Below are 20,365 nucleotides of genomic sequence, written 5' to 3'. Positions count from 1 at the left end.
GTCCACGCAGATCACCCGCCCGTCGTCGGGTGGCACGTGACGGCGTACTCGTCGTCGGCGAGCGTGGGGCTGAGCATCTCGCGTACATCGGCACTGCGGGAGGCATGTTCCGTCCCGCAGTGCCGCCGGCGTCATCGCTATGGCTGGTGAACGTGTGGTGTCAGGACTGCTCGGCCATCGCTTCGCGAAGGCTGCGCGGGCGCATGTCGGTCCACACCTCGTCGACGTGCGCCGAGCATTCCTCCTTGGTGCCCGTGAATCCGTCCGTCCGCCAGCCTGCCGGTACCTCGCGGTCCGCAGGCCACAGGGAATACTGCTCCTCGTCGTTGAGCAGCACCTGGTACTGGGTGTCCTCAGTCATCTGCGTGCATCCTCTCTGGTTCGTCGATCTCTTCGTGATGCGGAAAGCTCCGCAGGCTCGGGCTGACGGTCGCCAGCACCGTCAGCACTCCGATGCAGGCGCTGATCAGCAGGATCGTCCGGCCGCCAGGCAGCAGTTCCATGAGCAGGCCGCCGAGTGCGGGACCCGCCACTGCGGCGACACCGAGAACCACGTTCATCACGCTGCTCACCCGGCCGCGCAGCTCATCGGGGGCCAGCAGCAGCTGGTACGTGTTGATCGTGATGTTGGCCGTCGGCGCGAGGAAGGCCATGGCTGCGAAGACGGCGCCCAGGAGGTAACCGTTGTGCGTGAAGACCGCGAGCGGGCTGAGCAGGGCGAGTGTCCAGAACACCCCGATGATCGACCGGTACGGCCCGAGCACGCGGTGCAGCCGCGGAGCGGCCAAGGCGCCCAGGATGCCGCCCGCTCCGAACATCGCGGCCATGATCCCTATTTCGCCCGATGGCACGCCGCGTTGCTGCGCCAGGGCGATGATCACGATGTAGAACGCCTGGAAGAACAGGTTCAGGCCTACCGCGCAGAACGCGACGACCCGCACGAGACGGTGGCGCCACATCCAGCGCAGTCCTTCCGCGATGTCGGTGCGCAAGCTCGATCGCGACGCGGGTTGTTCGCGGCGCCCCGGTATCCGGATGAACAGCAACAGCCCGAACGAGGCCACGTGGGTCAACGCCTGAAGCCCGAACGGGAACCAGTTCCGCAGTGCGAACAGCAAACCACCGAGCGCCGTGCCGGAGAGCTGGGCGATGGAGCTGCGCGCGGAGTTCAGCGCGAGTGCTGTCGGCAACTGCTGGTCGGTCACCAGGCGGGGCAGGCTCGCCTCTTCAGCCGGTTCGAACAGCGCCGTGCAGACACCGGTGGCGACGGCCACGGCCATCAGGTGTGGGATGCTGGGTGCGTCCCACCACAGGGCGAGCACGACGCTGCCGATCGCGACCGCCTGCACGGCCTCGCAGCACAGCATCATCTTCCGGCGGTCCCACCGGTCGACCAGTGCGCCCGCGGGCAGGCCGGCGACGAGCTGTGCGGCCGCGTCCACACCCAGTACCAGACCCGACAGGCCGGGTGACCCGGTGAAGGCGAGCACCAGCAGCGGCAGGGCGATGGTGGTGGCGCTGATGCCGACCTCGGAGAGTGCCTGGCCGGTCCACAGCAGCTGGTAGTCCCGGTTGCGGAACAACGGCCGGGTCATCCGGATCCCTCCCTCCGCCTGGCACGGCAGTCCTGCGCGATGGCGCACAGCGCGTCGGCGAAGTCGCGCGCGACACGCTCCACGGTGGACCGATCGTGCACGTCGGGCTGGAAGTACCAGGAGAAGCCGAGCTGTCCTGACTCGACGCTGCCGACGATCTCCAGCAGGTGCGATCCGCGGTTCGCCGGGTCGGCGTCCTGCCCGATCGAGCCGTGCACGGTGCCGAGGAGACCGTCCTCGGCACCTTCGTCCCACTGGCCGAGGTAGTTGAAGGCGACCTGCGGTTCCTGGCCGGCCGGGAGCTTCCGGCCGAGGTGACGGAGTGCACCGAAGCCGAATCCATTGCCCGGCACGGTCCGCAGCTGCCTGCGCACCGACTTCACGAGATCACGCCAGCCTGCCTGGTCGGGAACGTCGACGGCCACCGGGAACACCGTGGTGAACCACCCGACCGTCCGGGACACGTCGACGCCGTCGAGCACGTCCTCGCGTCCGTGGCCCTCGAGGTCCACGGACACCGTGCGGTGCCCGGTCCAGCGCGACAGGCTCCACGCGAGCGCGGTGAGCAGGACGTCGTTGATCCTCGTGCGGTAGGCGGCAGGGGCGTGCCGCAGCAGGGCCTCGGTGTCGTCTGCGGACAGTTGCACGGGAACCGACTCGCCCGGCGTGCCCGGTTGTGGCCGCGGGTGGTCCACGGGCAGAGTGCAGCCGCGCAAGGCCTGCGACCAGTGGTCCAGCTCGTGATCGAGTGCACCGCGCGCGACGTGCTCGGTGAGCTTCGTGGCCCAGTCCCGGAACGACGTCGTCTTCGGCCCGAGATCGATCGGCACGCCGCGGACCGCCTGACCGTGCGCGGTCTCGAGGTCCTCGAGCAGAATCCGCCACGACACGCCGTCCACCACGAGGTGGTGTGCGGTCAGGAACAGGTGCTGTGTTCCACCTGTGAACAGCACTGCCTTCAGCAACGGCCCCGTCGTCAGGTCGAAGCTCGCGTGGACGTCGTCGGCGATCTTCTCCATCGCGGCCCAGCGATCTGCTGCGTCCACATCGGACAGATCGCGCCGCTCGAGCACGTCGTGCTGTTCGATCGGGGCGTTGTGTTGACGCCATCCCTCGTCGCATCGCTGGAACCGCATGCGCAAGGCGTCGTGGTGAGCCAGAAGCGCGTCCAATGAGGTGCGCAGTGCTTCGACGTCCAGGTCGCCGGTCAGTTCGACCAGCATGGACTGGTTGAAGTGATGCGGGCTGACGTGATGCGTGTCGAAGAACCAGCGCTGGATCGGCGTCAGCGGAGCGTCGCCGGCCACCGGCCCGAGATCGGCGCCGGACGTGTCGTCGAGGGTGACGACCGGTGCCAGAGCGGCGATCGTCTGGTGGACGAAGAGGTCCTTGGTGCTCACCCGCAGACCGGCTCGGCGGGCGCGGGCGGTGACCTGGATGCTGAGGATGGAGTCCCCGCCGAGTTCGAAGAAGTTGTCGTCGATGCCGACTCGTTCGACGCCGAGGACGTCGCTCCAGACCTGGGTGAGCTGCTCCTCTATTTCGTTGCGTGGCGCGGTGTAGGAGTGCCGATGCAACTCGGGTTCGGGCAGTGCTCGCCGGTCGATCTTGCCGTTGGGGGTGAGCGGCATCGCGTCCAGTGCGACGAACGCCGAAGGAATCATGTAGTCGGGCAAGGTGTTCTTGAGCCAAGCCCGGTGCTCGACGGAATCGGTCTGCACGGTGTAGGCGATGAGTCGGTTGTCGCGGGCGATGACGATGGCGTCGGTGATGTGCTGGTGTTGGCGCAACGCGGTTTCGATTTCGCCGGGTTCGATGCGGAATCCGCGGATCTTGACTTGTTCGTCGATGCGGCCGAGGTAGTCGACGCTGCCGTCCCGTGTCCAGCGGGCGTGGTCGCCGGTGGCGTACATGCGGCTGCCGGGTGGGCCGTAGGGGTTGGCGGTGAATCGGTCGGCGGTGAGGCCGGGTCGGTTGAGGTAGCCGCGGGCGAGTTGGTCTCCGGCGAGGTGGAGCTGGCCGGGCACGCCGACGGGGACCGGGTTGAGGCCGTCGTCGAGGATGTAGGCGTCCAGGTTGGCGAGCGGCGTGCCGATGGTCGTCTTGGTACCGGTGACGCGGCATGAGAGTGCGTCGATGGTGCATTCTGTGGGGCCGTAGAAGTTGTAGCTCGCTGTGTCTGAGGCGGCGAGTTCCTGCCATAGGTTCTTGGGGAGTGCTTCGCCGCCGAGCAGGATGATCTGGGGCCGGTGGTCGAGCAGTCCGGCCGGGATGAGTTGTTGCAGCCAGGACGGGGTGAGGTTGAGGAAGTCGATCCGGTGCGTGCCGATGTAGTGGACCAATGCGTCGGCGTCGCGGCGGGTGTCGTCGTCGATGATGTGTAGTTCGTGGCCGTCTGCCATGAGCAGTGGGCCTTCGAGTGAGGTGTCGAAGGAGAACACGGCGGTGGTGGCGACCCGCAGTCGGCCGCGATCAGCGAGGAAGTCGTTGCGGTGGTTGGCAAGCAGGTTGACCAGATTGCGGTGCTGGACCAGCACGCCCTTGGGGGTGCCGGTGGAGCCTGAGGTGTAGATGGCGTAGGCGGTGTTGTCCGGCCGCAACTCCACCTCGGGGTTGGTGTCCGGCTGGTCGTCGTGCTGGATGTTGTGCAGGACGACGACCGGGTCGGCGTCCTTCAGCAGGAATCGGATCCGGTCGGCTGGCAGGGTGGGGTCGACGGGCAGGTAGATGCCGCCGGCCTTGAGCACGGCGAGGAACGCGATGACCATCTCGTGCGTGCGCGGCAGTACGAGGGCGACGAGCTTCTCCGGACCGACGCCGTGGGTGATGAGGTGGTGGGCGAGCCGGTTGGCGCGGGTGTTGAGCTCGGCGTAGGTGAACCGCGTGTCGCGGAACACCAATGCGATCTCGTCCGGTGTGCGCGCGGCCTGCTCCTCGAACAACTGCGGATATGTCGTCGCGGGAACGTTCAGTGCGACGCCGTGTGCTGCGACGAGATCAGTCGGCAGTGACAGCTCGGCCAGTGTCCGATCGGGATGCGCGGCCAGCGATCCGAGCAACGTGACCAGGTGTTCGGCCATTCTCTCGATCGTGACGGCGTCGAACAGGTCGGTGCTGTACTCGAACGCTCCGGCCAGCACGCCCTCGTGCTCCTGGAACTCGACCGTGATGTCGCAGGTCGCCGTCGACACCGGCAGTTCGACGTCCTCGATCTCCAGCACGCCGAGCGTCGCCGCGTCGGTGGGCACGTTCTGCAGCAGCACCATCACGTCGAACAGGGGGTTGCGGCTCGTGTCGCGGTCCAGGCGCAGTTCGTCCACGACGCGCTCGAACGGCACGTCCTGGCGCGCGAAGGCCTCCAGAGCGGTCGCCCGGACGCGACCGAGGAAGTCCTCGCCGGTCAACGTGTGGTCCACGGTGCTGCGCAGCACCAGCGTGTTCACGAAGAACCCGATCAGCCCGGCCAGCTCGGCTCGCTCGCGGCCGGAGGTGACCGTGCCGACGGCGACGTCGTCCTGGCCCGCGTACCGCGCGAACAGCAGTTGACACGCGGCCAGCAGCGTCATGAACAGCGTGCTGTCGTGCCGCTGTCCCAGCTCCTTGAGCGCGGTGGTGACATCCGCCGGGACGGCGAACTCGTGCACGGCGCCGGCGGAGGTGCGCACCGCGGGCCGCGGCCGGTCCGCGGGCAGCTCCAGCGGGGGCGTGCCTGCCAGCTGCCGCGTCCAGTAGCCGAGTTGATCGGCCAGCTCGAGGTGCTCCCGCTGCCAGACCGCGTAGTCGGCGTACTGCACCGCCAGCGGCGGCAGCTCGGCTCCCTCGTACAGCGCGCCGAGTTCGCTCGTGAGCACACCGGTCGACCAGCCGTCGGTGACGATGTGGTGCAGCACGAGGATCAGCACGTGGTCCTCGGCGTCGAGCCGGACGAGACACGCGCGCAGCAGCGGACCACGGCGCAGGTCGAACGGGCGGGTGGTCTCCTCCGCGAGCACGCGGCCGAGGTCTCCGTCGATCACCGGAAGACGGACGTCGTACGGCGGGTGCACGACCTGCACGCCGAGCCCGTCGACGGAGTCGAACGTCGTGCGCAGCGACTCGTGCCGCGCCACCAGCGCGGTGAGTGCGTCGCTCAACGCATCGATGTCCAGCGGTCCGCGCAGCCGGACCGCGGACGGCGCCAGGTACTCGGTGCTACCGGGCTCGAACTCGTTGAGGAACCACAGCCGTTGCTGTGCGTGGGACAGCGGCAGCGCGCGGTCGCGAGGCACGGCTGGAATGGTGTCCAGCTCGGTCGGCCCGGACGGGAGCGCGGCTGCCATCCGCGCGACGGTCGGGTGGGTGAACAGCTCGCGCGGGGACAGCTCGACCCCGAGTGCCGCTCGCAACCCGGACACCACGCGGATGCTCAGGATCGAGTCACCGCCCAGCTCGAAGAAGTTGTCCTCGATGCCAACGCGTTCGACGCCCAGCGCCCCGGCCCAGACCCGCGCCACGACGCGCTCGGTCTCGGTGCGCGGCGCGACGTGACCGCCGGTGAACTGCGGCGCGGGCAACGCGCGCCGGTCCAGCTTTCCGTTGGTGGTCAACGGAAGCCGGTCGAGCACCATGAACGCCGACGGCACCATGTACTCGGGCAGCGACTTGCTCAGCGCGGCGCGCAGCTGAGCCGGGTCGAGTTCGTCACCCACGAGGTAGGCGATCAACCGCGTGATGCCGAGTTGGTCGTCCCGTGCCACCACGGCGGCCTCGTTGACATGCACGAGCAGCGCCGCCTCGATCTCACCGGGCTCGATGCGGTGACCGCGGATCTTCACCTGCTCGTCGGTGCGTCCCAGGTACTCGATCATGCCGTCGGTGTTCCAGCGGACCTGGTCACCGGTCGCGTACATCCGGGTTCCCGGTGGGCCGAAGGGGTTGGCGATGAACCGTTCCGCCGTCAGGCCGGCACGGCCCAGGTAGCCGCGGGCGACCTGGGCGCCCGCGAGGTGCAGCTCGCCGGGGACACCGACCGCCACCGGGCGCAGCCCGTCATCGAGGACGTAGGCCCGCAGGTTGTGCAGCGGCCTGCCGATCACCGGTGTGGCGCTGTCGTCGACTCGGCACGACAAGGCGTCGATCGTGCATTCGGTGGGGCCGTAGAAGTTGTAGCTCGTGGTGGCGGGTGCGGCAGCGAGCTCTCGCCACAGCGTCTCGCTCAACGCCTCGCCGCCGAGCATGAGCAGCGGGGCGTGGTCGAGCAGGCCGGCGGGCACGAGCTGCTGGGCCCAGGACGGCGTCAGGTCGAGGAAGTCGATGCCGTGGCGTGCGACGTACCCGACGAGCGCCGCCGGGTCCAGCCGCACCTTGTCGTCGATCAGGTGCAGCTCGTTGCCCGCGGCCATCAGCACCGGGCCTTCCAGCGACGTGTCGAACGAGAACGCCGCGGACAGCGCGACCCGCAGGCGGCGGCACGGTTTGAGCAGGTCGTTGCGGTGGTGGAAGAGCAGGTTCACCAGGTTGCGGTGCTCCACCAGCACGCCCTTGGGTTTCCCGGTGGATCCGGATGTGTAGATGACGTAGGCGGAGTTGCCGGGGCACACCGCGGTGACCGGATCGGTGTCCGGCTCATCCGCGGCGTCGGTGAGCAGGTCGTGCGTGACCACGACCGCAGGGCGTGCGTCGCTGATCAAGTACTCGATGCGGTCCTGCGGCAGGGTGGGATCCACCGGCAGGTAGACACCGCCCGCCTTGAACACGGCGAGCATCGCGATCACCAGCTCGGCCGACCGCGGCAGCTCCAGCGCCACGAGCCGTTCCGGTCCCACGCCCTTGCGGATCAGCAGGTGCGCCAGGCGGTTCGCCGCTGCGTTGAGCTCGGCGTAGCTGAACGAGGTGTCGCGGAACACCAGTGCGGTCGCCTCCGGCGTGCGCGCCACCTGTTCCTCGAACACCTGCGGGAACGTCACGTCCGGCACGTCGAGCTCGGTCCGGTTCCAGTCCTCCAGCACCTGGCGTCGCTCGCGCTCGGACATCCGGGGCAGCTCACCGAGCGTGCCACGAGGGTCGTCCGCCATGCCGACCAGCAGCAGGCGCAGTCGATCCGCGAGACGGCGTGCGGTGCTCGGGTCGAACAACGCGGGATCGAAGGCGAGCTCGAAGCGCAACCGTTCGTCGAGGTAGGCGCTCAGCGCCAGCGGGAAGTTGGTGGTGTCCACCGCGTCCACCGCGGTCACCCGCAGGTCGCTGTCCTCGGCGGCTTCGTCGAGCGGGTAGTTCTCGAACACCACAGCGGTGTCGAACAACGGGGTTCCGGCGGGCAGGTCGCTCCAGTTCCGCAGCTGTGGCAACGACACGAAGTCGAAGCGCCGTGACTCCGTCTGCTGCAACTGGAGCTCTTGCAGCCACGGCAGCAGCGGCTCGCCGTCCTTCGCCCGGACACGTGTCGGCACGGTGTTGATGAACATGCCGACCATCGAGTCGACACCGGGCAGGTCGTCCGGGCGACCGGAGACGGTGGTGCCGAAGACCACGTCCTGCTCGCCCGCGTGCCGGGCGAGCAGCAGCCCCCAGGCGCCCTGGATGATCGTGTTCACGGTGAGACCGTTCTGCCCAGCCATCAGGTTCAGGCGAGTCGACTCCCCGGCGGTGAGCTCGATCCGCACCGACTCAGCCGACTCGGTCTGGTGGGCCTGCACCTGCCGGTGGTCGAGCGGCAGGGGAGTGGGGGCCTCGAACCCGGCGAGCACGCCACGCCAGTACTCCTCGGCCTGCCGCTGATCCTGGCGGTGCAGCCAGGCCAGGTACTCGCGGAACGGCCTGCCGTTGGTCAGCGCGGGCCGCCTGCCGCGTACCTCGGCCGCGTACAGCTCGCACACGTCGGCGAACACCTGGCCGGTGCTCCAGCCGTCCAGCACCACGTGGTGCGACGTCCAGATCAGCAGCACCTCGTCGCCACCCAGTTGGATGATCGTCACGCGCATCAGGGGGGCCGAGGTGAGATCGATGCCCGCCGCACGATCCTCGGCGACGATCCGGTCGACGTCGTCGGGCCGGTCGTGGTGGTGCACTGGCAGCGTGACGTGCTGGTGGACGAGTTGCAGCGGCTCGTCGACTCCGTCCCACACCAGGCTCGTGCGCAACACCGGGGTGCGGTCCACCACTCGTTGCCACGCCCGACCGAACGCTTCGGGATCGGCCACTCCGGACAGACGCAGCCGGAGCTGGTTGAAGTACGCGTCGCGGTCCACGAGGCTGTGGAACAGCATTCCGGCCTGCAGCGGGGTGAGCGGGTAGACGTCCTCGACCGTGCGGTCGGTGATGCGGTCGACCTGCTCCTGGGTGAGGCGAGCCAGTGGGAAGTCGGACGGCGTGCGGCCGCCCGCGTCCGGCTGGGCGCAGTGGTGGACGATCTCCCGCAGGCACCGCATCGTCTGTTCGGCGAGATCCCGCACCGTGCTCTCGTCGTGGACGTTCGCCGAGTACGTCCAGCCCAGCTCGAGCCGGCCGTCGTTGACGACACCGATGACGTCGATCAGGCACGTGCGGGTGCTCAGCGCGTCGACGTCCTCGCCGGCAGGGTCGTGCCACCCGCGGTAGAAGCCGTCGTCCTGCCCACCCTCCCACTGGCCGTGGTAGTTGAAGCTGATCTGCGGCATGGGCGCGTCACGCAGTTCTCCTGCCAGGTAACGGAGTGCGCCGAAGCTCATGCCGCGGTGGGGAACCGCGCGGAGCTGTTCCTTGACCGACTTGAGCGCGCTGCCCCAGTTGTCACCGGAGATGGTGAGCGCGAGCGGGTACTCGCTGGTGAACCAGCCGACGGTGCGGGTGAGGTCGACGCCGTCGATGATCTCCTCGCGGCCGTGGCCCTCCACGCCGATGAGGACACGGCTGTCGCCGGTCCACCGGCTCAGCGTGCCTCCGAGTGCGCTGAGCAGCACGTCGTTGATCTGCGTGCGGTAGACGTCCGGGACCCGGTGCAGCAGTGCGTCGGTGTCGGAGGCGCAGAGCTCGACCGAGATCGTCCGGGTCGAGTCGGCGGTGTTCGCGCCCATGCGATCGACGGGCAGGTCGGCGGGTGCGCCGACGGCCTGCCAGTACGGCAGATCGGCCGAGAAGTCGTGCTGCGCCAGCTGGTGCGCCCAGTCCCGGAACGCGGTGGTCGTCGGCGTCAGCGAACGACCGTGGTAGGCGGCCTCCAGGTCGTCGAGCAGAATGCGCCACGACACGCCGTCGATCACCAGGTGGTGCGCCGTCAGGAACAACTGCCCGCGGCGCCGGAACAACACGGCCTGCAGCACGGGGCCGTTCGCGATGTCGATCGCCGCGCGCGGGTCCACATCGGACTCGTCGGTCACGCGGAAGATCTCCGCGGTCTCGACCGGGACGACGTCCTGCTGCCCGTCGCGGAACCGCGTCCGCAGCGCCTCGTGGTGCGCCACGACGCGCTGCACGGCGTTGCGCAGCGCGTCCGCGTCCACGTTCGGTGGCAGTTGCGCGCAGACGGACATGGTGAAGTTCCCGGTGATGCCGGAGTCCTCGAAGAACCAGCGCTGGATCGGGGTGAGCGGCGCCGGTCCGGTGACGGCCCGGTGCTCGACCGGCGCCGCCTCGGTGATCTCGAGCTCGGCGATGGTCTGGTGCAGGAAGATGTCCTTGGAGGTCAGCTTCAAGCCGGCCTGACGGGCGCGGGACACCACCTGGATGCTCAGGATCGAATCGCCGCCGAGTGCGAAGAAGTTGTCGTCGACGCCGACCTGCTCGACGCCGAGGACGTCGCTCCAGATCTGGGCGAGCACGCGCTCGGCCTCGGTGCGCGGCGCGGTGTGGGTGCTCTCCTGGTGCACCTCGGGTTGCGGCAACGCCCGGCGGTCGATCTTGCCGCTCGGCGTGAGCGGCAGGGCGTCGATCACGACGAACGCCGAGGGGATCATGTAGTCGGGCAGGGTGTTCTTGAGCCACGCCCGGTGGTCGAGGGATCCGGTCTGCACGGTGTAGGCGACGAGTCGCTTGTGCCCGTTGTCAGTGCGCGCGACCACGACGGCGTCGGTGATGTCCTCGTGCCGGCGGAGTGCGGTCTCGATCTCGCAGGGTTCGATGCGGAACCCGCGGATCTTGACCTGTTCGTCGGCACGCCCCAGGTAGTCGACGCTGCCGTCGGGGAGCCAGCGGGCGCGGTCGCCGGTGGCGTACATGCGGCTGCCAGGCAGGCCGTAGGGGTTGGCGATGAACCGGTCCGCGGTCAGGCCCGGCCGGTTGAGGTAGCCGCGGGCGAGCTGGTCTCCGGCCAGGTGGAGCTGGCCGGGCACGCCGACCGGCACCGGGTTGAGGCTGTCGTCGAGGATGCAGGCCTGGAGGTTGGCCAGCGGCGTGCCGATGACCGGCCGGGACCCGGTGACGCGGCAGGACAGGGCGTCGACGGTGCACTCGGTGGGGCCGTACAGGTTGTAGCTGTCGACGGCCGGGTTCGCGGCCACCTCGCGCCACAGGTTCTCCGGCAGCGCTTCGCCCCCGAGCAGCAGCACCCGCGGCTGCTGGGTGAGCAGCCCGGCCGGGATCAGCTGCTGCAGCCACGAGGGCGTCAGGTCGAGCACGTCGATGCCGTGCGTCCCGATGTAGCCGACGAGGGCGTCGGCGTCGAGCCGGGTGTCCTCGTCGATCAGGTGCAGCTCGTGCCCGTCGGCCATCGCCAGCAGTCCCTCGAGCGAGGTGTCGAAGGAGAACACGGCGGTGAGCGCCATGCGCAGCCTGCCGCGGCCGTGGAGGTAGCCGTTGCGGTGGTTGTGCAACAGGTTGACCAGGCCGCGGTGGTCGATCAGCACGCCCTTGGGATGGCCGGTGGAGCCGGAGGTGTAGATCGCGTACGCGGCGTTGTCCGGCCGCACCTCGGTGGCGGGGTTGGTGTCCGGCTGTTCGTCGTGGTCGATGTTCGTGAGCACCACGGCGGGGTCGGCGTCGTCGAGCAGGAGCTGGACGCGGTCCGGCGGCAGGCCGGGATCGATCGGCAGGTACACCGCACCCGCTTTGAGCACCGCGAGGAACGCGATGATCATCTCGTGCGTCCGCGGCAGGACGAGAGCGACGATCTTCTCCGGGCCGGCACCGCGTTCGACGAGGTGGTGCGCGAGACGGTTGGCGCGGCGGTTGAGCTCCGCGAACGTGAGCCGTGTGTCGCGGAACACCAGCGCGGTCTCGTCCGGTGTGCGGGCGGCCTGCCGCTCGAACCACCGGGGGTAGGTCAGCGTCGGCACGTCGAGCTGGACGCCTTGTGCCGCAACGAGTTCGGCGGGCAGCGTGAAGTCGGCGAGCGCTCGGCCGGGCTGCGCCGCGATCTGACCGAGCAACGCGACCAGATGTGTCGCCATGCGCCGCATCGTCGTGGCGTCGAACAGGTCGGTGTTGTACTCCAGCGCTCCGCGCAGCCCGCCCGCGTGCTCCTGGAACTCCACGGTGATGTCGCAGGTCGCCGTGTCCGTCGGCAGCGGCTGCTCGGTGACGTCCAGGCCGCGCAGCGAGGGCAGCCGGATCTGGTTGTTCTGCAACATCACCATGACGTCGAACAACGGGTTGCGGCTGGTGTCGCGCTCCGGCTGCACCTCGTCGACGATCCGTTCGAACGGCACGTCCTGGTGTGCGAACGCGTCCAGCACCGTGCCGCGGACGTCGCCCAGGAAGTCGGTGAAGCCGCGCCGTCCGTCGATGTGCGCGCGCAGCACCAGGGTGTTCACGAAGAACCCGACCACCCGCTCCAGCTGCGGGTGCTCGCGGCCGGACACGACGGTGCCGACGGCGATGTCGTCCTGGCCCGTGTACCTCGCGAACAACAGCTGGCACGCGGCCACGAGCGTGGTGAACAGCGTGGTGTCGGCACGGAGGCGTTTGAGCGCCGCGGTGACCTCGGCGGACACCTCGAACTCGTGCGCCGCGCCCGCCGCCGTGCGGACCGCCGGTCGCGACCGGTCGGTGGGCAGCTCCAACGTCGGCAGGCTCGCGAGCTGCCGCGTCCAGTAGCCGAGCTGGTCGGCCAGCTCGAGCTCTTCCCGTTGCCACACCGCGTAGTCCGCGTACTGCAGCTCGACCGGAGGCAGGTCGCATCCGTTGTAGAGCGCGGACAGCTCCTCGACCAGCACGCCCAGCGACCAGCCGTCGGTGATGATGTGGTGCATGTCCGCGGTGAACACGTGGTCGTCCGCGGCGAGTCGCACCAATCGCGGCCGGAACAACGGTCCGGCGCTCAGGTCGAACGGCCGCACACCGTCGTCATCGGGAACGACCGGCACGCGCACCTCTTGTGGCGGGTGCACGACCTGAACCCCTTGGCCGTCCACGGAGTCGAACGTCGTGCGCAGCGACTCGTGCCGAGCAACCAACTCAGTCAGCGCCCGGTTCAGCCCGTCGACGTCCAGCTCGCCGCGCAACCGCACGGCGAAGCGCGTCGTGTACTCGGTGCTGTCCGGCTCGAAGTCGTGCAGGAACCACAACCTCTGCTGGGCGAACGACAGCGGCAGCGCACGGCCGCGCGGCGCGGAACGGATCGCGGAGACCGGCGCGGCACCGTTCGCGGTGATCGCGGCGGCGAGCGCGGCGACCGTCGGGAAGGAGAACACCAGACGGGGCGACACGTTCAACCGAGACGCCACCCGGATGCTGACGATCGAGTCACCGCCCAGGGAGAAGAAGTTGTCCTCCGCGCCGACCCCGTCCACGTCCAGGACCTCCGACCACACCTGGGCCACCTGGCGTTCGGCCTCGGTCCGGGGCGCGACCCGGCCGCCGGTGAACTCCGGTGCGGGCAACGCCGTGCGGTCGAGCTTTCCGTTGCGGGTCAACGGGAGCTCATCCAGCACCACGAACGCCGACGGCACCATGTGGTCCGGTAGAGATGTGGCCGCGAACGCCCGCAGCTCCGCGGGATCGGGATCATCGCCGACGACGTACGCGACGAGCCGCTTGGCTCCCGGCTGGTCCTCCCGTGCGATGACGGCGACGTGCGCGACCCGCGGATGCGCCGCGAGCACGGCCTCGATCTCGCCGAGCTCGACGCGGAACCCGCGGATCTTCACCTGCTGGTCGGTCCGGCCGAGGTACTCGAGCCGTCCCTCGCGCCACCGCACGAGGTCGCCCGTCCGGTACATCCGCTCACCCGGAGCTCCGAACGGATTCGCGACGAACCGGTCCGCGGTCAGACCCGGCCGGTGGAGGTACCCGCGAGCGAGTCCGGCGCCCGCCACGTGCAGCTCGCCGGTGACACCGGGTGGCACGAGCCTCAGGTCGCCGTCCAGGACGTAGGTGCGCAGGTCGGGAATCGCGACACCGATCGTGCTGCCGGTGGCCTGCGCGGCGGACCGGGCGTCGAGCGCGAGGTGGGAGACGTGCACGGTCGTCTCGGTGATCCCGTACATGTTGACCAGCACCGGACGGTTGTCCGCGTGGACCGCGTACCAGTCGGAGAGCCGCCACAGGTCGAGCGCTTCGCCGCCGAAGATCACATGGCGGAGGTCGAGTTCACTGGTGTCTTCGCGCTGCAGTTGGTAGAACGCCGACGGAGTCTGGTTCAGCACGGTCACACGTTCCTCGGCGAGCAGTCGCACGAAGTCACGTGGCGAGCGGGACACCTCGTGCGGCACGACCACCAGGCGGCCGCCGTGCAGCAGCGGTCCCCAGATCTCCCAGACGGAGAAGTCGAAGGCGTACGAGTGGAACAGCGTCCACACGTCGTGCTCGTCGAAACCGAACCACTGCCGAGTCGACGTGAACAGGCGGACGACGTTCTCGTGCGGGATCACGACGCCCTTGGGACGGCCGGTGGAGCCCGAGGTGTAGATGACGTATGCGGGGTTCGCTGGTACCGCGGAGACGTCCGGCGCCGTGGCCGGCTGCCGGTCCACACCGGGTCCGTCCACATCGGACAGCACTACGACCGGTGCGGTGTCGGCCAGCATCGCGGCGATCCGATCGGCGGGGTGGTCCGGGTCGATCGGCAGGTACGCCGCCCCGGACTTCAGCACACCGAGGATCGCCACGACCATGTCCGGCGATCGGGGCAGCATCAGCGCGACGAACCGTTCGGGCCCGGCGCCGAGCTCGATCAGCCGGTGCGCCAGGCGGTTCGCCCGAGCGTCCAGTTCGCCGTAGGTGAGGCTGCGGCCCTCGCACGTCACCGCGACGGCATCGGGCGTCCGGGCGGCCTGCGCCGCGAAGAGCTCCGGGATGGTCGCCTCCACGTGCGCGGACCCGGAGCCGTTCCACTCCACCAGCAGTCGGTGCCGCTCGGCGCCGGACAACAGCGGCAGCTCGTCGAGCGGGCGGTCCGGCGTGGTGACGATGCCGGTCAGCAGCACTTCCAGGTGTCGCGTGAGCTGCTCGGCCGTGCGGGCGTCGAACAGCCGCGGGTCGTACGCGACCTCGATGTGGAGCCGGTCGGCGAGGTGGGCACGCACGCCGAGCGCGAAGTTCGTCGTCTCCAGCGCCTGCACCTCGGTCACCCGGACGCCGGCCTCGGTGGTCGCCGCCTCGTCGAACGGGTAGTTCTCGAACACGACAGCGCTGTCGAACAGCTTTCGGCCGTTCTGCAGCTGTGCCAGCGAGACGAAGTCGAACTGCCGCGCCTCGGTCTGCCGCACCTGGAGCTCTCGCAGCCACTCCAGGACCGTGCCGGAGATCCGCGTGCGGGTGGGCACGGTGTTGATGAACATGCCGACCATCGACTCGACGCCGGGCAGGTCGGCGGGACGGCCGGACACCGTGGTGCCGAAGACGACGTCGCGCTCGCTGCTGTACCGCGATAGCAGTAGTGCCCACGCTCCCTGCACGACGGTGTTCACGGTCAGGCCGTGCTGCTTGACCATCGCGTTCAACGCCGTGGCGTCGACGGAGATCTTCACCGACTCGGACGACTCCGTGCGGTGCGCCTCGGCCGGTGGGCGGTCGTAGGGCAGGGGAGTGGGCTCCGCGACGTCGTCCAGCACGCCGTGCCAGTACGCCTCGGCCCGTGCGTGGTCCTGACCGTCCAGCCAGCGCAGGTACTCGCGGAACGGACGGCGAGCCGCCAGCCGCGGCGGGCGCTGCCGCACGATCGCGGCGTACTGCTCGCAAATCTCCTCGAAGACCTGCCCGAGACTCCAGCCGTCGAACAGGATGTGGTGCGTCGTCCACACCAGCACGACCTCGTCGGCGGACACCCGGACGATCGTGGCGCGCATGAGCGGCGCACTGGACAGATCGATGTCGTCATCGTCCTCCGGGACGTCGCCGTCGACGTACCGCACCGGCACGGTGGCGTGGGAGTGCACCACCTGCAACGGCCGGTCGACCCCATCCCACACCGGCACGCTGCGCAACGCCGGCGTGCGGTCGACGACGCGCTGCAACGCGGCTCCCAGCGCGTGCGGGTCGGTCACGCCGGACAGCCGCAGACACGCACGATTGAGGTAGGCATCGCTGTCCACGAGGCTGTGGAACAGCATTCCGGCCTGGAGCGGGGTGAGTGGGTAGATGTCCTCGACGGTCGGGGTGGCGATGCGGTCGACCTGCTCTTGGGTGAGGCGGGCGAGTGGGAAGTCGGACGGTGTGCGGCCACCCGAGTCCGGTGCGGCGCAGTGCTCGACGATTTCGCGCAACGCCACCGTCATCCGCTCGGCGAGCCGCCGGACGGTCTGCTCGTCGTGGACGTTGTCGCTGTAGTGCCAGGTGAGCTCCAGTTCGCCGTCCGCGACGAGGCCGGTGACGTCGATCAGGTACGTGCGCGGCGATTCCGGCGCGACGTCCTGGCCCGTGTCTTCGCGCTGTGCGCCGCTGTCCCATTGACCGTGGTAGTTGAAACTGAGCCGTGGCTGCGGTGTGCCGCGCAGTTCTCCTGCCAGGTAACGGAGTGCGCCGTAGCTCAGACCGCGATGCGGGACCGCGCGGAGCTGTTCCTTGACGGACTTGATGGTGGTGGCCCAGTCGCCGGGAACGGTGAGGGCGAGCGGGTACTCGCTGGTGAACCAGCCGACGGTGCGGGTGAGGTCGACGCCGTCGATGATCTCCTCACGGCCGTGACCTTCCACGCCGATCAGGACCCGCTCCCGTCCGGTCCAGTCGCGCAACGTCCGGCCGAGTGCGCTGAGCAGCACGTCGTTGATCTGGGTGCGGTAGACGTCCGGAACGCGGTGCAGCAACGCATCCGTGTCCTCGGCGCCCAGCTTCGCGGAGAGTGTGCGCGTTGAGCCCGCGGTGTTCGGTCCCGTCCGGTCTACGGGCAGGTCGCCCGGTGCGTCGACGGACTGCCAGTAGGGCAGATCGGCGGAGAAGTCGTGCTCTGCCAACAGGTGTGCCCACTGCCGGAACGAGGTGCTCGTGGGCGGCAGCGCTCGTCCGGTGTACGCGGCCTCGACGTCCTCGATGAGGATGCGCCACGACACGCTGTCGATCACCAGGTGGTGCGCCACGAGGGTCAGCCGGTTGTCGTGCAGTGCGGCGCGCAGCAGTGGCCCGTTGGCGATGTCGATCGTGGTCGCGCGGAAGACGTCGGCGTCCTCGGCCGGAACGACGTCCTGCGCGCCGTCGCGGAACCTCGTCCGCAGCGCCTCGTGGTGCGCGACGACCGCGTGCACGGCACGGCGCAGTCTGTCCTCGTCCACGTTCTCCGGCAGGTCCACGCACACGGACATGGTGAAGTTCCCCGGGATGCCGGAGTCCTCGAAGAACCAGCGCTGGATCGGGGTGAGCGGTGCCGGTCCGCTGATCGCGCGGTGTTCGACCGACGCGGCGACGCCGGTGGGCAGATCGGCGATCGTCTGATGGAGAAAGATGTCCTTGGAGGTCAGGTGAAGGCTGGCCTGGCGCGCCCGCGACACGACCTGGATGCTGAGGATCGAGTCGCCGCCCAGTGCGAAGAAGTTGTCCTCGATCCCGACCCGTTCGACGCCGAGGACGTCGCCCCAGATCTGGGCGAGCGTCTCTTCTACCTCGTTGCGTGGCGCGGTGTAGGAGTGCCGATGCAACTCGGGTTCGGGCAGTGCTCGCCGGTCGATCTTGCCGTTGGGGGTGAGCGGCATCGCGTCCAGTGCGACGAACGCCGAGGGGATCATGTAGTCCGGCAGCAGGGGTTTGAGCCACGTGCGGCAGTCGACCGGTGCGGTGTGGACGGTGTAGGCGATGAGTCGGTTGTCGCGGGCGATGACGATGGCGTCGGTGATGTGCTGGTGCTGGCGGAGTGTGGTTTCGATTTCGCCGGGTTCGATGCGGAATCCGCGGATCTTGACTTGTTCGTCGATGCGGCCGAGGTAGTCGACGCTGCCGTCGGGGAGCCAGCGAGCGTGGTCGCCGGTGGCGTACATGCGGCTGCCGGGTGGGCCGTAGGGGTTGGCGGTGAATCGGTCGGCGGTGAGGCCGGGTCGGTTGAGGTAGCCGCGGGCGAGTTGGTCTCCGGCGAGGTGGAGCTGGCCGGGCACGCCGACGGGGACCGGGTTGAGGCCGTCGTCGAGGATGTAGGCGTCCAGGTTGGCGAGCGGCGTGCCGATGGTCGTCTTGGTACCGGTGACGCGGCATGAGAGTGCGTCGATGGTGCATTCTGTGGGGCCGTAGAAGTTGTAGCTCGCTGTGTCTGAGGCGGCGAGTTCCTGCCATAGGTTCTTGGGGAGTGCTTCGCCGCCGAGCAGGATGATCTGGGGCCGGTGGTCGAGCAGTCCGGCCGGGATGAGTTGTTGCAGCCAGGACGGGGTGAGGTTGAGGAAGTCGATCCGGTGCGTGCCGATGTAGTGGACCAATGCGTCGGCGTCGCGGCGGGTGTCGTCGTCGATGACATGCAGTTCGTGGCCGTCTGCCATCAGCAACGGGCCTTCGAGTGAGGTGTCGAACGAGAACACAGCCGTGGTGGCGACCCGCAGTCGGCCGCGATCAGCGAGGAAGTCGTTGCGGTGGTTGACGAGCAGGTTGACCAGATTGCGGTGCTGGACCAGCACGCCCTTCGGTGTTCCGGTGGAGCCTGAGGTGTAGATGGCGTAGGCCGAGTTGTCCGGCCGCAACTCCACCTCGGGGTTGGTGTCCGGCTGGTCGTCGTGCTGGATGTTGTCCAGCACGACGACCGGGTCGGCGTCCTCCAGCAAGAACCGGATCCGGTCGGCTGGCAGGGTGGGGTCGACGGGCAGGTAGACGCCGCCGGCCTTGAGCACGGCGAGGAACGCGATGACCATCTCGTGCGTGCGCGGCAGCACGAGAGCGACGAGCTTCTCCGGACCGACGCCGTGGGTGATGAGGTGGTGGGCGAGCCGGTTGGCCCGTGAGTTGAGCTCCGCGTAGGTCAGCTCGACGTCGCGGAACACCAACGCAGTGTCGTCGGGCGTGCGTGCGGCCTGGTCCTCGAACAGCTGTGGATACGTCATGGCGGGCACGTCGAGCCGCACACCCCGTGCCGCAACGACATCTGTGGGGAGGACGACGTCGCCCAGCGCGTGGTCGGGCTGATCGGTGACGGCGGCGAGCAGCGCGACGAGATGGCAGGCCATCCGTTCGGCCGTGCTCGCGTCGAACAGGTCGGTGTTGTACTCCAGCGCACCCGACAGGCGCCCGTCCTGCTCCTGGAACTCCCACGACAGGTCGAACGTCGCGGACTCGCTGGTCAGGCTCACCGGTTCGGTGCAGAGCCCGGTGAACCGCGGCGGCTCGGGGGAAGCGTTGTGCAGCAACACCATGACGTCGAACAGGGGGTTGCGGCTCGGGTCGCGGTCGCGTTGTACCGCGTCGACCAGCCGGTCCAGCGGCGTCTCGTCGCGTGCGAAGGCGTCCAGCACGGTGTCGTTCACGCGGTCCAGGAACTCGCGGAACGTCAGCCGGTCGTCCACCTGGGAGCGCAGGACCACTGTGTTGACGAAGAAGCCGACCATCCTGGTCACCTCGGGCCGGTTGCGGCCCGAGGTGACGGTGCCGATCGCGACGTCGTCCTGCCCGGCGTACCGGGCGAGCAGCACCTGGCACACGGCCACCAGACCGGCGAACAACGTCGTGTCGGCTGATCGCGCCAGCCCGCTCAGGCGGGACGAGATCTCCACGGGCACCGTGAACTCGTGGGTCGCGCCACGCGTCGTGCGCACCGCCGGGCGGGGCCGGTCGGTCGGAATCTCCAGCGGCGCGATCCCGGAGAGCTGCCGGACCCAGTGCTCCAGCGCCGCGTCGGACCCGCGTTCGCGTTGCCACGTCGCGAAATCGGGGTACTGCAGGTTGAGCGGTGCGAGTGCGGAACCGTTGTAGACCGCGGCCAACTCGTCCACGAGCACACCCATCGACCAGCCGTCCGTGACGATGTGGTGGGCGGTCAGCAGGAGGACGTGCTCGTCGGGAGTGAGCCGCACGAGCAGGGCCCGGAACAACGGGCCACGCCGCAGGTCGAACGGTCGCGCGTACTCCTCCCGCAGCACCTCGTCCAGGTCACCGGTCAGCTCGACCACCGGCACCGGCACCACGCCGTCCGGGTGGACGAGCTGCACCGGCTTGCCGTCGACCTCGTCGAACGTCGTGCGCAACGATTCGTGGCGCACGCAGAGGGATTGCACGGCTTCGGTCAGCGCCGGGACGTCGAGCGGTCCTGACAGCCGCAGCGCCAGCGCGCTGTTGTAGTCCGACCCGCTGGGCTGGAACTCGTTGAGGAACCACAGGCGCTGTTGCGAGAACGACAACGGCAGCTGCCCCGTCCGTTCGGCGGGCGGGATCGTGTCGGACTGTGTCGCCTGCCCGGCCAGTCTGCGCCGCAGCTGCTCCCTCAAGTCCTCGGGCAATGCGGAGATGCGGCTCTGCTTCGATGACGGCATTGTCGTTGT

3 protein-coding genes are annotated in these 20,365 nt (G+C 69.1%); all 3 read right to left on the bottom strand.

All coding sequences use genetic code 11. The features are described from left to right. Positions 1 to 160 precede the first annotated feature (160 nt). Genes FKR81_RS02015 through FKR81_RS45560 form a run of 3 tightly spaced genes read right to left on the bottom strand, consistent with a single transcriptional unit; the run spans position 161 to position 20,356 of the window. Complete coding sequence (locus FKR81_RS02015; protein ID WP_146349128.1) at positions 161 to 361, bottom strand: MbtH family protein; 201 nt, start codon at positions 359 to 361, stop codon at positions 161 to 163. Continuing rightward, positions 354 to 1,595, bottom strand: a complete 1,242-nt coding sequence (locus FKR81_RS02010; protein WP_146349127.1) for an MFS transporter — start codon at positions 1,593 to 1,595, stop codon at positions 354 to 356. Before FKR81_RS02010 ends, FKR81_RS02015 begins: the two co-directional genes overlap by 8 nt. Beyond that, complete coding sequence (locus tag FKR81_RS45560; protein WP_146349126.1) at positions 1,592 to 20,356, bottom strand: non-ribosomal peptide synthase/polyketide synthase; 18,765 nt, start codon at positions 20,354 to 20,356, stop codon at positions 1,592 to 1,594. The genes FKR81_RS02010 and FKR81_RS45560 overlap by 4 nt, the downstream gene beginning before the upstream one ends. Positions 20,357 to 20,365 lie beyond the last annotated feature (9 nt).

The sequence above is a fragment of the Lentzea tibetensis genome (genome assembly GCF_007845675.1).
In the GTDB taxonomy this organism is placed as follows: domain Bacteria; phylum Actinomycetota; class Actinomycetes; order Mycobacteriales; family Pseudonocardiaceae; genus Lentzea; species Lentzea tibetensis.
Note: the sequence above shows the minus strand (reverse complement) of the source record. Positions and strands in the feature narration are given on the sequence as shown.

Bases quoted from the DNA above. Each gene is read 5' to 3' on its own strand.
- FKR81_RS02015 (WP_146349128.1), bottom strand. From the start codon at position 361: ATGACTGAGGACACCCAGTACCAGGTGCTGCTCAACGACGAGGAGCAG.
- FKR81_RS02010 (WP_146349127.1), bottom strand. From the start codon at position 1,595: ATGACCCGGCCGTTGTTCCGCAACCGGGACTACCAGCTGCTGTGGACC.
- FKR81_RS45560 (WP_146349126.1), bottom strand. From the start codon at position 20,356: ATGCCGTCATCGAAGCAGAGCCGCATCTCCGCATTGCCCGAGGACTTG.